12 protein-coding genes are annotated in these 15,017 nt (G+C 41.4%); 7 read left to right on the top strand and 5 right to left on the bottom strand.

The genetic code is table 11. The features are described from left to right. Positions 1–25: 25 nt before the first annotated feature. The 5 genes from ISP07_RS10470 (at position 26) to ISP07_RS20700 (ending at position 6,594) form a co-directional block, all read left to right on the top strand. The gene (locus ISP07_RS10470) at positions 26–1,708 is read left to right on the top strand and encodes a chloride channel protein (RefSeq protein WP_138601775.1); all 1,683 of its coding nucleotides are present in this window, start codon (positions 26–28) and stop codon (positions 1,706–1,708) included. 20 nt (positions 1,709–1,728) lie between these two features. Then, the gene (locus ISP07_RS10465) at positions 1,729–2,163 is read left to right on the top strand and encodes a CopD family protein (RefSeq protein WP_209327594.1); all 435 of its coding nucleotides are present in this window, start codon (positions 1,729–1,731) and stop codon (positions 2,161–2,163) included. A 104-nt stretch (positions 2,164–2,267) separates the two neighbouring features. After that, complete coding sequence (locus tag ISP07_RS10460; RefSeq protein ID WP_054554265.1) at positions 2,268–3,284, top strand: aspartate carbamoyltransferase; 1,017 nt, start codon at positions 2,268–2,270, stop codon at positions 3,282–3,284. A 72-nt stretch (positions 3,285–3,356) separates the two neighbouring features. Next, positions 3,357–4,637, top strand: a complete 1,281-nt coding sequence (gene hemL / locus ISP07_RS10455; RefSeq protein ID WP_138601779.1) for a glutamate-1-semialdehyde 2,1-aminomutase — start codon at positions 3,357–3,359, stop codon at positions 4,635–4,637. A gap of 118 nt (positions 4,638–4,755) precedes the next feature. Beyond that, on the top strand, positions 4,756–6,594 hold the full coding sequence (locus ISP07_RS20700; RefSeq protein ID WP_209327593.1) for a methyl-accepting chemotaxis protein: 1,839 nt from the start codon (positions 4,756–4,758) through the stop codon (positions 6,592–6,594). Here ISP07_RS20700 and mrcB read toward each other — a convergent pair. The 5 genes from mrcB to ISP07_RS10425 all read right to left on the bottom strand — a co-directional run bounded on the left by mrcB (position 6,578) and on the right by ISP07_RS10425 (position 12,304). Then, positions 6,578–8,902, bottom strand: a complete 2,325-nt coding sequence (mrcB, locus tag ISP07_RS10445; protein ID WP_209327592.1) for a penicillin-binding protein 1B — start codon at positions 8,900–8,902, stop codon at positions 6,578–6,580. The genes ISP07_RS20700 and mrcB overlap by 17 nt on opposite strands. Before the next feature lie 91 nt (positions 8,903–8,993). Beyond that, positions 8,994–9,155 carry a YqaE/Pmp3 family membrane protein gene (locus ISP07_RS10440; protein ID WP_082401591.1) on the bottom strand — a complete coding sequence of 54 codons (162 nt, stop codon included), beginning with the start codon at positions 9,153–9,155 and terminating at the stop codon, positions 8,994–8,996. Between the two features lie 160 nt (positions 9,156–9,315). Beyond that, positions 9,316–10,545: an ammonium transporter gene (locus tag ISP07_RS10435; RefSeq protein ID WP_054554261.1), complete on the bottom strand. Its 1,230-nt coding sequence runs from the start codon at positions 10,543–10,545 to the stop codon at positions 9,316–9,318. A gap of 9 nt (positions 10,546–10,554) precedes the next feature. Next, positions 10,555–10,893, bottom strand: a complete 339-nt coding sequence (locus ISP07_RS10430) for a P-II family nitrogen regulator (protein WP_054554260.1) — start codon at positions 10,891–10,893, stop codon at positions 10,555–10,557. 181 nt (positions 10,894–11,074) lie between these two features. After that, a complete protein-coding gene (locus ISP07_RS10425; RefSeq protein ID WP_054554259.1) occupies positions 11,075–12,304 on the bottom strand; it encodes a diguanylate cyclase domain-containing protein in 1,230 nt (409 codons plus the stop codon). 500 nt (positions 12,305–12,804) lie between these two features. Here ISP07_RS10425 and ISP07_RS10420 point away from each other — a divergent pair, with 500 nt between their 5' ends. Together ISP07_RS10420 and ISP07_RS10415 are read left to right on the top strand one after the other, a co-directional pair. Next, positions 12,805–14,322 carry a S10 family peptidase gene (locus ISP07_RS10420; RefSeq protein WP_209327591.1) on the top strand — a complete coding sequence of 506 codons (1,518 nt, stop codon included), beginning with the start codon at positions 12,805–12,807 and terminating at the stop codon, positions 14,320–14,322. A gap of 118 nt (positions 14,323–14,440) precedes the next feature. Then, on the top strand, positions 14,441–15,007 hold the full coding sequence (locus tag ISP07_RS10415) for a hypothetical protein (RefSeq protein WP_054554257.1): 567 nt from the start codon (positions 14,441–14,443) through the stop codon (positions 15,005–15,007). The last annotated feature ends 10 nt before the right edge of the window (positions 15,008–15,017 follow it).

Below are 15,017 nucleotides of genomic sequence, written 5' to 3'. Positions count from 1 at the left end.
TCAAAAGTGCTGTGAGGAAATATGCGTGTGGCTTGAGAGACTAAGACGTCGACTAGCAAAGCCTAAAACATCTGTGCAATTGTGCTTACTTGGTGTGAGTGCAGGGTTAATTGCGGCAGTGCTGATCATATTCTTTCGCCTTACGATCATGTTTTTCCAGAGCTTATTCTTAGAAAAGCCTGATGACTTTTCTACGCTTCCTACTCTTGAACGTGTTTTATTACCAGTCGGCGCAGCCTTATTAATTGCCCTTTTTGCAGCTTCAACTGGATTTAAACATTATCGACTTGGTATTCCATTTGTCATTCATCGAATAAAAAAATACTACGGTCATATGCCACTCTATAACACGGTTAACCAATTTGTTGGTGGTGCTTTAGCCTTGATCAGTGGTTTTTCGGTGGGCCGAGAAGGCCCGTCGGTACATATGGGTGCAACAGGTGCCAGTTTACTGGCCGATAAACTACACCTTCCACACAATGCAATGCGTACCCTCACCGGTTGTGGCGTTGCAGCCGGAATTGCAGCCTCATTTAACACCCCACTTGCAGCCGTTATCTTTGTTATGGAGGTGGTGCTTAGGGAATATAAAGTGCATATTTTTGTGCCCATTATGCTCGCTGCGGTTACTGGTGCTTTAGCCACTCAGTTTGTATTTGGTGATGCTTCAGAGCTTGCGCTTATCACCATGAACCCATTGAGTGGCTGGCATTACCCATTTTTAATCATATTTGGTATGGCACTAGGGGCTGTTGCCTATGCGTTTAACCAAAACTTGATGCTTATAATCCGCACTTTTAAACCGCTTAGCATGTTTCCTCGCCTATTACTGGCAGGGTTAATTGCAGGGTTAATTGCTTATATGGTTCCTCATGCAATGGGTTCAGGTATGAGCGCCATCACTATTGCTATTGAATCACCAGATGATGTGCAGTTTTTAACAACCATCTTGATTGCCAAATTACTCGCCACCTTATTTGCCATTGGTTTAGGTATTCCAGGTGGGATCATCGGCCCTGTTATTGGGCTTGGGGTATTAATGGGCACCTTAATGGCCTTCTTTGCGCAGTTTATTAGCCCAGGAGTAGATATCACAGGTACCTACAGCATGCTTGGCATGGCAGGGTTATTGGCCGCTACATTACACGCACCACTTGCTGCACTCACTACGGTTATGGAGTTAACCTCAAGCCCCGAGATCATTGTGCCAGCCATGTTGGTGATCTCAACGGCTTATGTCACAGCATTACAGTTTTTTGGTAACCGCTCTATTTTTATGCAGCAACTTGACTTCCAAGGGCTTGAGTATCAAATATCGCCTGCCACAGAAGCATTACAAAAAGTAGGCGTTATGGATGAAATGGATGAGCAGTTCAAACTGCTTTACAGTGACGACAAACAACAAATTAAAGAATCGCTCGATGCCCTTGATAGCCAAACCCCGCTGATTGTTCATGATGAAGAGAATGGCTATCGTCTTGCTGAATATGATTTAAGTTTGATGTCTGACCAAGAAAGTAACATCAAATATGTCAGCCTTGCCGGCCTTAGTAGCCAAGCAACATTAGCCGATGCTTTTGACTTACTAAAAGATAAACGCAGCGGTGCGGTGTATATTTACAACCTACTTGATAACCAACAGATTATGGGCCTTTTGCGTTGGGACCAAATCAGACATATTCTTACCATACGCAATAGTTTGTTATAACAATTAAAATGGATGCTTAAATGACTGCGCTATTAGTTTATAAAACCTTCCACGTATTTTTTATGATTGCTTGGTTTGCCGGTATTTTTTACCTGCCACGTCTTTTTGTTTACCACGCAATGAGTGAAGAAAAAGCCTGTAACTCAATGCTGAAAGTAATGGAACGCCGCTTACTGTTTTTTGTGACGCCGTTTGCCGTTTTAACATTGGTATTTGGCTTACTGACCATTTTTGAATATGGTCGTGATTGGTTTAGATACAGCATGTGGCTGCACTACAAACTGGTGTTAGTAATTATCCTTTATATTTATCATGGCTATTGCTTTAAATTACTGGCTGACTTTAAGCATGATCGCAATACTCGTAGCGATCGCTTTTACCGTATTTTTAATGAAATTCCGGTACTCATCCTTTTAGCTATAGTGGCACTGGCAATTATTAAACCTAACTTATAATTTGCTGCTGTGAACGTTAAAAATTTGCTATAGTACTGCGCAAATTTATGCGGCCTCCCATACCGAGTGCCAGCGCCCTATAAATATGATTAGGAACAAACCCCATGCTAAGTTTCCAAGGTGAAAATATCCTGTCGGTCAATCAGCTTGATCGAGATTGTATTGAACGTATTTTTGCAGTTGCTAAGAAAATGGAGCCTTATGCTAAAAAGCAAAAGCGCACCAATGTTTTAGAGGGCGCAATTTTAGCGAACTTGTTCTTTGAACCAAGCACGCGTACTCGCGTAAGTTTTGGTACAGCATTTAACTTACTAGGTGGTTTGGTTCGTGAAACAACAGGTATGCAAAGCTCGGCGCTTGCAAAAGGTGAATCTTTGTATGATACCGCTCGCGTTATCTCAGCGTATGCAGATGCAGTCGCAATGCGCCACCCTGACGCAGGATCTGTTGCTGAGTTTGCCACTGGGTGTGACGTGCCAGTGATTAATGGCGGTGACGGCCCAAATGAGCACCCAACACAAGCCCTACTGGACTTACTAACAATTGAGCGTGAACTAGGTCGCTTCAACCAAAGCATCGACGGTATGCACATTGCCCTAGTAGGTGATTTAAAATATGGCCGTACTGTGCACTCTTTATCTAAATTACTTTGTCATTATAAAGACGTTAAGTTCTCTATGGTGGCACCTGATGGCTTACAAATGCCAGACTACATTTTAGATGCTGTAGATAACGCAGGTCATAAAATTCAAGTAGTCGATAAGATGGAAGGCAACTTGGCGGCCGATATTGTGTATCAAACCCGTATCCAAGAAGAACGCTTCCCTTCACAAGAAGAAGCTAACAAATACCGTGGTGGTTTCCGTATCAGCCAAGCAATTTACAACGCACACTGTAAGCCAAACTCAGTATTGATGCACCCACTCCCTCGTGACAGCCGTTTAGAGGCAAACGAGCTAGATAACGATTTAAATAGCAACGACAACCTAGCAATTTTCCGCCAAGTGCAAAATGGCGTGTTAATTCGCATGGCGTTGTTTGCTCTAACCTTAGATGTTGCCGACAAAGTTGAGCAATATGAAGTCGACGTGCCTTGGTTTAGCCGTAAACGTAATAGCTAACTTGCTTCGTTTTGGGCTCTTTGAGCCCTCGCAAACCAACTCATTTAACGTGACAACCCAATAGGACTATTCATGACAATTAGCCAAGATCTTTTTAATCGCGCGCAAGAATCAATCCCAGGCGGTGTTAACTCACCAGTTCGTGCCTTCAATGGCGTTGGCGGTACTCCTTTATTCATCACTAAAGCTGAAGGCCCTTTTACCTTTGATGCTGATGGTAACCGTTATATCGATTACGTTGGTTCATGGGGACCCATGATCATGGGCCATAACCACCCAGCTATTAAGCAAGCGGTATTAGAAGCCGTAGAAAATGGCTTAAGCTATGGTGCGCCAACCGAAACTGAAATCTTAATGGCCGAAAAAGTAAAAGAGCTAGTACCATCAATCGAAAAAGTACGTATGGTAAGCTCAGGTACTGAGGCAACAATGAGTGCAATTCGCTTAGCACGTGGTTTCACTGGCCGTGACAAAATCTTAAAGTTTGAAGGCTGTTACCACGGTCATGCAGACTCACTACTAGTAAAAGCAGGCTCAGGCGCACTGACTATGGGTGTACCAAACTCACCAGGTATTCCTGAAGACTTTGCTAAGCACACATTAACTGTGTCGTTTAATAACCTTGATGAAGTAAAAGCAATTTTCGCAAAATATGCTGACGACATCGCTTGTATCATCGTTGAGCCAGTTGCTGGCAACATGAACTGTATTCCACCTGTACCAGGCTTCTTAGAAGGTCTGCGTGAGGTGTGTGATGAATACAAATCTGTGCTTATTTTTGATGAAGTAATGACAGGTTTCCGTGTTGCTTTAGGTGGCGCACAAGCTTACTACAACATCAAACCAGACCTAACCTGTTTAGGTAAAGTGATCGGTGGCGGTATGCCTGTGGGTGCATTTGGCGGTAAGAAAGAAATCATGGATTACATCGCACCTGTTGGTCCAGTTTATCAAGCGGGCACATTATCAGGTAACCCAATTGCCATGGCTGCCGGTTTAAAATCTTTAGAACTTTTAAGTGCTGACGGCCTGCACGACGAGCTTGAAGCAAAGAGCAAAGCAATTTGTGAAGGCTTTGAAGCCGCTGCGAAAAAAGCAGGTATTGCACTTACAACAAACTACGCAGGTGGTATGTACGGTTTCTTCTTTACTGATAAAGAAAAAGTAACTAGCTACCAACAAGCGACTGAGTGTGATTTAGAACGCTTCAAAAAGTTCTTCCACTTAATGCTAGAAGAAGGTGTTTATCTCGCTCCTTCGGCGTTTGAAGCAGGCTTTGTGTGCGCTGAACACTCTGAAAAAGAGATCAACGACACCATTGCAGCCGCAGAGCGCGCATTCGCGAAGCTGTAAAAAGCTATTATTTTGAAAAAGCCCTCACATGAAAGTGTGAGGGCTTTTTTTATTTGAATGAAAATATCTTATTTTTCGGTCTATTCTTTTTATACTAGTATTGTTTAGCGAGAAAACTGTGAATAGACTCATAACACCTGCTGTTAATTTAATGGCACAACTTAAGTACAAACATAAAATTACTTTATTGTTTAGTTTATTAGTTTTTCCTCTGTGTCTGAGCTTATTTTTTCTAATAAGTCTGTTAAATGAAAATATCCAAGTTTCAAAACAACAATACAAAGGCATCAGTAGTTACCGCTTGCTGTTATCGTATCTTGTCGATAACAAGCAACAAGCCATGCTGAATTCCGCCCAAACTTTAGGTTATGCTCACAATGCATCGAGTGAAGAAAACATACTTGAAACAGTATCAATTGAGTCGCAATTAGCTGTTAGTCAAAACCTCACTATTAATTACTTAAATCGTACTTTAGTCACCCATTTGCCTAACTTGATTTACCATCTTAATAGCACCTACCAAAGTGCTGAAAAAGTATTAAATCAAGGTAAGTTTACGCCAGAAAGCTTTATTGCTTTATCAAACCAAATTAAAGCGATGCCCCAGTTATCTGGGCAATTTAAAGATGCGTTATCCATCGCCTTCCAACAAGACAATAAAATAAAAGAGCAACTATCTCCTAGTGCTGAAACATTACTAGAAAACATATCTCAGTTTTCGCAACAAGTTAACCAAAGGCTGTTGGAGCCTGATACGATAGAATTAAGCAAAGCACAATTTTTGAGCCTTAAAGCGAATTTAAACCAAAGTATAGATGAGTACATTGCTGACACTGAGCCTGCCCTTACGAGTATCATTAGTTATAAGCTAAACAATGAACAATTCATTTTGTACCTTGTTATCGCTGCGGCTCTATTATCTTTAATAATAGCCAGTTACTTGATGCTTGGATTTTATCGTTTAGTAGTTGATACCCTGAAGCTTTTTTCAGAAACCGCTAACAGTGCCGCGCAAGGTAATATCTCTGCGCGTTTAAAGTTAACAGGTAAAGATGAGTTAACCTCAATAGGAAAAGAGTTTAATCATGTATTGGCATCATTTTCTTTGATGGTAAATGAAGTCAAGCACACTACGAACAGTGTCATAACAACCACAGATACAGTGACGAGTCACTCTGAAAAAACCAGTCAAGATGTACAAGTTCAGCAACAAAGTGTGTCAACTATTAGCCAAGCTTTATCAGAAATGAGCCAAGCTGCCGAACATGTTGAGGTGTCTGCCTCTCAAGCCGTTGATTTAGCTTCATCTGCAGCCAAAAAAGTACAAAAAGGTGCTGATGAAAGCGCACATTTAGCCACGCACATGAGTCATTTACAACAAGAGTTCAACGAGGGTCTTGCTGCCTTAGAGTTACTTGCTAAAGACAGCCAAGCGATTAGTAGCGTGAGTAATGGTATAAATGAAATTGCCGAGCAAACCAACCTACTAGCTTTGAATGCTGCGATTGAAGCAGCTAGAGCTGGTGAACAAGGCCGAGGCTTTGCGGTTGTTGCAGATGAAGTAAGAACCCTTGCAAAACGCACTCAACAACAAACACATGAGATCCACCAAATTATTAATTCACTTCAATCCGCAACAAAGCTAACACAAGATAAAATGCAAGCAAGCGTAGAGAAGATGGAACAAGGTTCACAAAGTGCAGAGCACACTAAAAATAATTTATTAGCTGTCGCAGCATCAATGTCTGATATTGGCATGCAAGGAAAGCAAATAGCAGTTCAAGTCAGTCAGCAAGGCACTGCAATTCAAAACGCTTTACACCACGCTGAAGATGTCAGTGAACTTGCCAGAGACACAGAGAAAAGTGCACTTATGGCAATGAATAGCGTACAAAATTTAGCTCAACTGTGTGTTGAGCTAAATGATTCAATGGCCAAGTTTAGCGCTGACAATTAGGTCTAGGCTCAAACTCGCTTGCACGTATGGGTAGCTGCACCACTTTGCCGCAACCCGGAGGCGCTTGCAGACCGGTTTCTTCATTAATAAAGGCCCAACGGATTGATGCAGGACGAGTATCCGCTATGGCTTCAGGGTTGAGTGGTTTAAGGTAGCGAATGTAGGCCTCTAGTGCGCCAACACTGCCTGTCAGACCCGTGCTCTTATTATCGTCGCGACCAATCCATGCAACAGTAACGGTGTTTTGATCAAAACCAGCAAACCAGCTATCGCGTAAATCATTACTAGTGCCTGTTTTACCTGCAAGCTGAATTGATGGGAAGTGAGCATTTAGGCGTTTAGCCGTGCCATCTTTAGTCACGCGCTTCATTGCATACTTCGTCATGTAAATTGATGCATCATCAAAGCGTTTTTGTGAGCTGACATCATGCTTGTAAAGCACTTTACCTACTGAGTCTGTAAGGGCTGAGATAGACGTTAATTCACGGTACTGACCATCAGCAGCAAGCGTTGTATAAAGCTGCGCTACTTCAAAACTTGAAAGCTCAAGTGCACCTAAAAGTAACGACGGATATTGATCAATACGCCCTTCAACACCTAAACGCTTCAGGGTATCTGCTACTTTATCAACTCCAACATCAAGGCCCGTATTAACGGCGGGAATGTTTATACTGTTACTAAATGCTTTGTAGAGTGGCATTGCCCCTCTAAACTGTTTATCAAAGTTCTCTGGTTGCCACACTTTCCCCTGCTCATTAGTCACTTGCAGCGGTGAGTCATCCACCAATGTGGCAACATTAAACTGACCACTTTCAAATGCCGATAAATAAACTGCAGGCTTAACTAATGAGCCAATATTACGTTTGGTATCAAGCACACGGTTAAAACCAAAATAACGTACGTCACGGCCTGCAACTAGCGCCGACACTCCACCTTTTTCGACATTAACAGAAATCATCGCTGCCTCAAGCTCTTCTGTTTTAGGGCGTCTTTCTAGATAAGGTAGACTTGCCTCAACAGACTCTTCCATGGCCGTTTGCTTTTGTAAGTCAAAATAGGTGAATACACGCACCCCAGCATCTAACACCTGCTGATCAGGTAGTAGGCGCTTTAATTCTCGGTTAACTAATTCTAAGTAACCCGGATACGACTTTTGCAAGCTGTCTTTCATTGGTGCAATATCAATAGGGCGCTTTAATGCTGCGCGGTACTCACGGGTATCAATTAGCTTGTTTTCAACCATTAAGCGCAGCACTAAATCACGGCGCTCCATTGCGCGCTCACTATAACGGCGCGGATTATAGTACGATGGCCCTTTTACCATAGCGACTAATAGCGCGATTTGGTCGTATTCAAGCTCATCCACAGGCTTTGAAAAATAAAACTCAGCGGCAAGGCCCATACCATGCACGCCTTGATTATAAGACTGACCTAAATACACCTCATTCAGGTAGGCTTCTAATATTTCATCTTTGCTGTAGCGGTAATCTAATATCAAGGCAATAAGCGCTTCATTAAACTTACGCACCAGTGAACGCTCACGGGTAAGGTATATATTCTTTGCTAATTGCTGGGTTAAAGTACTGCCCCCTTGCACTGTACGTCCGGCTTTAATATTGCTGTATAAAGCGCGCATAATTGACCACACAGATACGCCATGGTGTTGATAGAAATTGCGATCTTCAACCACCAGCAAGGTATCTTTTAGCATCGGCGGAAATTTATCTAGCGGCACAAACTCGCGATCTTGTTTTGAATCATTACCAATGCGAGCTATTTGAACCGGCTCTAATCGAGCATTGTTTAAACGGCGGCCAAACTTATCTTTGATAGTTGCTAATTTCTGCCCTGAAAAACGCAGCTCAATAACGTGTGCATCTTCAAGGCCATCATAAAACTCAAACTCGCGACGGTACACTTTAATACTGTTTGCTGATTTAACATACTGACCTGTACGGCTTAGTTTATTCACAGATGAGTAATTTAAACGGTTTAACTCCCAAATAACCTCTTGCTGAGACAAATACTGCCCGGGATAAAAGCTCATTGCGCGGGCATATACTTGTGCAGGTAACTGCCATTTATTGCCTTCAAATTGGCGAGTGATTTTTGCATCTAAATAAATTAGATACAGCACCATGGCAACTATTACTGCGAGTGAAAGCTTCCAAAAAATTGACCAAAGTTTTCTAAATAAACTTGTTTTAGCAGGCACTTGAGATGTGCGTGAGCGCTTAGTAGTAGTTTTTTTTGATGCCGCCTTCGGTTTGCTAGACGACTTTTTTGCAGGAGTTTTTTTATCAGCCATTGAGTTCGCTATTGGTCAGTTAATTTTACAGGATTAAGCCCTAAACAGCGCAATATTAACACCTGTAAAATTAACAGTCACTTAAACTCGACTAGCGTGTACACAACCAAAGAGAGTGGATCACTGCAGGTATAAAAAAGATAAAACATAAAATAATGTTAATTACTAAGTCTTTACCAGCACCCGCTTTCAAAAATACCGCTACAGGCGGTAAAAACAGCGAAATAATTATAAGCAAGAGTTTGTTATCCATCGTTTTTCCTTATTAATTCGGAATTAAAAGCATAGTCAAAAAACGACTATTTCGCCTATCAGAAAAGACTTATTTAAACGCAAAAAAGCCCTACCTAAGTAGAGCTTCGATTTGAACACACAATGATATTTTTATGTGCGTGCTATTGCACGCACTAAGATTAGTTACTGCGAACTGAAACAAACTCAGGGTAAGCATCAATACCACAGTCATGTTGATCCATACCGTTTAGTTCTTCTTCTTCGGTAACACGGATACCCATGGTATTTTTCAGGATTGCCCATACGATTGATGACGCGATGAATACAAATCCTAAGATACATACTAAGCCAATTAATTGATTAACAAAGGTTGCATCAGAGTTTGAAAGTGGCACTAGCATAATACCTAATGCACCACACACACCGTGTACAGAGATAGCACCTACAGGGTCGTCGATTTTCGCTTTATCAAGTGCAACGATGCTAAATACAACCAGTGAGCCACCTAATAGACCAAGTAAACAAGCAAGTAATGGTGTTGGTGATGCTGGCTCAGCAGTAATAGTTACTAGACCTGCTAATGCACCATTTAGAACCATTGTTAAGTCAGCTTTACCCCATAACACTTTACATACAAATAGTGCTGCGATTGCGCCACACGCTGCTGCTGCGTTAGTGTTTAAAAAGATTTTGCCAACTGCTGTTGCGTTTTCAGCATCAGAAACAAGTAGTTGCGAACCACCGTTGAAGCCGAACCAACCCATCCAAAGAATTAATGTACCCAATGTTGCTAACGGTAAGTTAGAACCAGGAATTGGGTAGATTTCACCATTTTTACCGTATTTACCTTTACGCGCACCTAAGAAAAGCACACCTGCTAGCGCTGCCGCAGCACCTGCACCGTGAACGATTGCAGAACCAGCGAAGTCAACAAAGCCCATTTCTGATAAAAAGCCCGCGCCCCAAGTCCAGTAACCTTCGATTGGGTAGATGAAACCGGTTAAAATAACAGTAAAAATTAAGAATGCCCATAACTTCATACGCTCAGCAACCGCGCCAGATACGATTGACATAGCTGTTGCTACAAACACAACTTGGAAGAAGAAATCAGACTCTAAAGAGTGATCAGCATCAGCAGCTTGCGTGCCGATTAATGCGCCAAATGAAGGGATGAAACCACCTTCTGCGTTATCAACATACATGATGTTGTAACCCACTAATAAAAACATAGTGCAAGCAATAGAAAATAGTGCAACGTTTTTAGTTAGAATTTCTGTAGTATTTTTTGCACGAACTAAACCTGCTTCAAGCATAGCGAAACCAGCCGCCATCCACATTACTAAAACACCCGACATCAAAAAGTAAAAAGTGTCGAGTGAGAACTTCAACTCTACGATAGTGTTTTCCATAATTCCCCCTTAAATTGCTTCTTCATCAAGTTCGCCCGTACGGATACGAACGATTTGGTCTAAGTCGTAAACAAAAATTTTGCCGTCACCAATTTTGCCTGTTGAAGCAATTTTTGTGATGGTTTCAACAACGCGTTGACAATTTTCGCTACGAGTTGCAATTTCAAGTTTGATCTTTGGAATAAAATCGACTTGGTATTCAGCTCCACGATATAGCTCAGTATGACCACGTTGACGGCCAAAGCCTTTAACGTCGACAACTGTCATCCCCTCAATGCCTAAATCAGCCAATGCTTCACGCACATCATCAAGTTTGAATGGCTTTATTATTGCACTAATCATTTTCATAGTGGCCCCCTTCGGACGCTTATTGTTATCCTGTTGACTTATACAATCCAACCTTTATGCCACTATTTTTTATTTAATCCTTTCAACAAGTTAAAAACAAAACTGCGTTTTTGAACAAAAAAAATGCACCCTAATGGTGCATTTTTTTAACAATTAACCTGCGCTGGTGCAATTAACACAACTATAGTTGAACTAAGCAATTTCGCGATTGCTGCTTGGCTTGATAAAGGGCTTTATCTGCGGTGCGCATTGCAGCTGTGAGGGATACTTTATGGAATTTTGTTATACCAATACTCATCGTTAGTGAGTAAGGTTCACCATTAATTGAAAAGGCGTGCTCAGCTAACTGTTCACGAAACGTATTTAGCTTAGGCTGAGCCTTTTCGAGATCCATATTGTTTAATACTACAGCGAACTCTTCACCACCAATACGAGCAACTGTAAAATCATCAAACTTTCTTTTCAAAAATGAAGCTACTTGCTTTAATGCCTGATCACCCGCCTCGTGACCAAACTGATCATTGATATTCTTAAAAAAGTCGATATCAAGCAGGGCAAGCACGTTATCTTGCTCTACATTTTTTAATACTCTTTCAGCATATTGATAAAAATAACGTCGATTATGCAAACCAGTTAGATGATCGCGGTATGCACTTTCTTTTATATCGGCTATTAATGACAACTGCTCCATAGTTTGCATCACACGGCAATGAAACTCTTCGTTCATAAATGGCTTAGTTAAAAAGTCATTAGCTCCATATTTTATGAACCGCGCAGATAAACCATGCTTACCCGCACCTGATAGGCCAATTATTGCTAGGTCATCGCGGCCACGAAAGTTACGTACCGCTTTAACAAGCTCAAAGCCGTCCATTGTTGGCATCGCATAATCCGTTAGCAATAACTTAATTTCTGGGTCGTCTTTAAGCATTTGTAGTGCTTGCTCACCATCTTGCGCATCACTTACTTTGAAAAGCTGCTTTTCAAGCATTTGCTTCATCAAAGTACGACTTAACACCGAATCATCAGCCACTAACGCTTTACAACCATGATTTCTAAGCAATTGCGCAACAAGTTTAATCGCGTAGTGATATGAATCACGGTTGTCTTTAACTACGTAATCAACCACACCTAGTTCTAACATTTGCTGACGAATGTATTCATCAATTTTAGATGTTAGCACCACGGTAGGAATATCTTTTGAGAGGGTATATCTGGCCACTTCGCCGTTCATCGCATCAGGTAATGTTAAATCAACCAAAGCTAATGTGTAGTCATGCTTAGCGATATAGTTTACGCCCTCTTTTAAGGACCACGCAAAGTCAACAGCTACATCAAGGTAGTGAGCTGCTAAATGCCGTAACACTTGCTGTACTACTTTACTGTCTTCTACAACTAACACTCTTTGCATTGCAACTTCTCTTTCTTAAGCTCGTGTATATACCCAAACCACCTCAAGGTGCGAGTTTCAGTTGGAATTAAAAGCGATTTAAACAAGGCATTGATTGCAAGTAATAGTGGTTCTATTGTTAAAATCAATAACGCAGTATAAATCGCTTTTAAACCAACCCGTTGGGCGTTTCACAGGCACTTACTCTCATCGTTGTTACTTTTTAAAAGGGACTGCCATTGTTGCAAAGTAACGCCTTGATATTAAGCACCTGTGAAACGCTGAATTCTGCATCTTGAGGTGGTTTGGGTATACCATTTATAAACTTGCTCAATATACGCCATTTTTTAATCTAGCTAAATATTTAACCAAGCTATCTTTACTAAAAAGTGCACTTTTTTGTAACTCACCCTGCATTTCTTCTTTTATTTAACAGCTAATATTGGTGACTAGTCTCATTAGTTTGTCATCGAGTTGGCTTTACTTTTTAATAGCTGCAATTCGAATAATAAGGAATCAACATGAAACTTGTTAGTTTTATTGGCTTGTCAGTGACAGCATTAACACTGGCCTTCAGTACTCCAAGCTTTGCTGATAATGGACGTCGTATTGACATTGACAGTAAAGTGGTGACAGAACACAAAGCCCGCATTAATGGTGAGCGCTTTTCATATACCGCAACCACAGGCACACAACCAGTTTGGAATGAGCAAGGCGATGCGGTTGCAACGCTACAATATACTTATTATACCCGCGACAAAGTAGACGATAGAACAAAACGCCCATTAGTCTTTTCGTTCAATGGTGGCCCAGGTTCTGCGTCAGTATGGATGCACCTTGCCTATACTGGACCGCGTGTATTAAAAATTGATGACGAAGGCTACCCTGTTCAACCTTATGGCGTAAAAGATAATCCTTACTCAATTTTAGACGTGGCTGATATTGTTTATATCAACCCTGTTAACACCGGTTATTCACGTGTTCTTGAAAACGAAAAAGGTGAGCTACCAAGTAAATCAGATCAACAAAAAATGTTCTTTGGTGTTAACGCTGACATCAAATACTTAGCAGAGTGGCTAAATACCTTTGTTTCTCGCAACGAGCGCTGGCGCTCTCCTAAATTTTTAATTGGTGAGAGCTATGGTACGACTCGTGTATCTGGCCTTGCTCACGAATTACAAAATCGCCAATGGATGTACATCAACGGTGTTATTTTAGTATCACCAACTGAGATTGGTATTAAGCGCGAAGGCCCTGTAGAAGCTGCTAACCGCCTACCTTACTTTGCTGCAACCGCTTGGTACCACAAAGCACTTAGCGCAGACTTACAAGCAAAAGACTTAGACGAGTTACTCCCTGAAGTTGAACAGTTCACCGTGAATAAGTTCTTACCTGCAATTGCTAAAGGTGGTTTCTTACCTGCTGATGAAAAGCGTGCCATTATCAAGCAAGCGGCAAAATACGCAGGTTTATCTGAAAAGTTTGTTGAGCAAAATAACCTTGATATCCCAAATAACTTCTTCTGGAAAGAGCTATTGCGCGAGCGCGGCCAAACTGTAGGCCGTTTAGATTCTCGCTATTTAGGTATCGACAAACGTGATGCAGGTGAGTCACCTGATTACTGGGCTGAGCTTACTTCATGGTTACACTCATTCACGCCAGCGATTAACTATTACCTACGTGAAGAGCTTAACTACAAAACCGATATCAAATATAACCTATTTGGTAATGTTCACCCTTGGGATCGCTCAGGCAACAACACAGGTGAAAACTTACGTTTAGCAATGGCACAAAACCCATACTTAAACGTGATGATTCAATCTGGCTACTACGACGGTGCAACAAACTACTTTGATGCTAAATACACAATGTGGCAGTTAGATCCAAGCGGCAAAATGAAAGAGCGCTTAAGCTTTAAAGGCTATCGCAGTGGTCACATGATGTATTTACGCCATGCTGATCTTGAGTCATCAAATAACGACTTACGTGATTTCATCCTTAAATCACTACCAGCCGAAGGCAAAGCAGCAAAATACTAAACAGCGTATTTGCAAGTCCATAATAGAAAAAGCCCGTTTTATACGGGCTTTTGTTTTTCCACTAATCTTTTTGGGTATATACTCAAGTCATTGATTTAAGGATTTGGATAATCAGCAAATGGCAGAAAAATTTCGCGTAATGTTTGCAGGGCTCGAAGCCGGTGTCGACCAAGCACAAGCAACAGAACAACTCGCTGCAAAACTAAAAACAACAACAGACAAAGTTGCAACCCTGTTTGAGCATAAGCCATTATTTGCACCAAGCGAGCAAGATAAAGCACTAAAACAAGCAAAATTACTCGCAAGTGTTGGCATTAAAGCCAAGCTCCAACCGATAAACCAAGCAGCCACCAGCAACCAATCAAGCAATACAGATGCACAGACCAAAGAGCGTGAAGAACGTATTTTTGATGCCCTCGATTACATCACCAGTAGCCTTATTCGCCTAGAAGAAAAACTTGATGACTTAGAGCAACGCTTACCTGAGCTTGAGAATAATAGCGTTGCTGATAGTGACGATAGCTGGCAAGAAGATGACTTGCTACTTGAAGACGAATTAACAGAGCCCGTTAAAAAACGCTCAAACACCCTACTCTATTCGCTTATTGCCATGGTCATTGTGCTATTGATCATTTTGGGTGTAGTGGAGCTTTTTCCTGAACTTTTCTCATTTTTAGAAAGTTAACACTAATATT

Source organism: Pseudoalteromonas sp. PA2MD11, assembly GCF_017808125.1.
GTDB lineage: Bacteria > Pseudomonadota > Gammaproteobacteria > Enterobacterales > Alteromonadaceae > Pseudoalteromonas > Pseudoalteromonas simplex.
Note: the sequence above shows the minus strand (reverse complement) of the source record. Positions and strands in the feature narration are given on the sequence as shown.

Coding starts and splice junctions, on each gene's coding strand:
- ISP07_RS10460 (WP_054554265.1), top strand. CDS start 2,268: ATGCTAAGTTTCCAAGGTGAAAATATCCTGTCGGTCAATCAGCTTGAT.
- mrcB (WP_209327592.1), bottom strand. CDS start 8,902: ATGGCTGATAAAAAAACTCCTGCAAAAAAGTCGTCTAGCAAACCGAAG.
- ISP07_RS10415 (WP_054554257.1), top strand. CDS start 14,441: ATGGCAGAAAAATTTCGCGTAATGTTTGCAGGGCTCGAAGCCGGTGTC.
- ISP07_RS10440 (WP_082401591.1), bottom strand. CDS start 9,155: ATGGATAACAAACTCTTGCTTATAATTATTTCGCTGTTTTTACCGCCT.
- hemL (WP_138601779.1), top strand. CDS start 3,357: ATGACAATTAGCCAAGATCTTTTTAATCGCGCGCAAGAATCAATCCCA.
- ISP07_RS10430 (WP_054554260.1), bottom strand. CDS start 10,893: ATGAAAATGATTAGTGCAATAATAAAGCCATTCAAACTTGATGATGTG.
- ISP07_RS10420 (WP_209327591.1), top strand. CDS start 12,805: ATGAAACTTGTTAGTTTTATTGGCTTGTCAGTGACAGCATTAACACTG.
- ISP07_RS10425 (WP_054554259.1), bottom strand. CDS start 12,304: ATGCAAAGAGTGTTAGTTGTAGAAGACAGTAAAGTAGTACAGCAAGTG.
- ISP07_RS10465 (WP_209327594.1), top strand. CDS start 1,729: ATGACTGCGCTATTAGTTTATAAAACCTTCCACGTATTTTTTATGATT.
- ISP07_RS10435 (WP_054554261.1), bottom strand. CDS start 10,545: ATGGAAAACACTATCGTAGAGTTGAAGTTCTCACTCGACACTTTTTAC.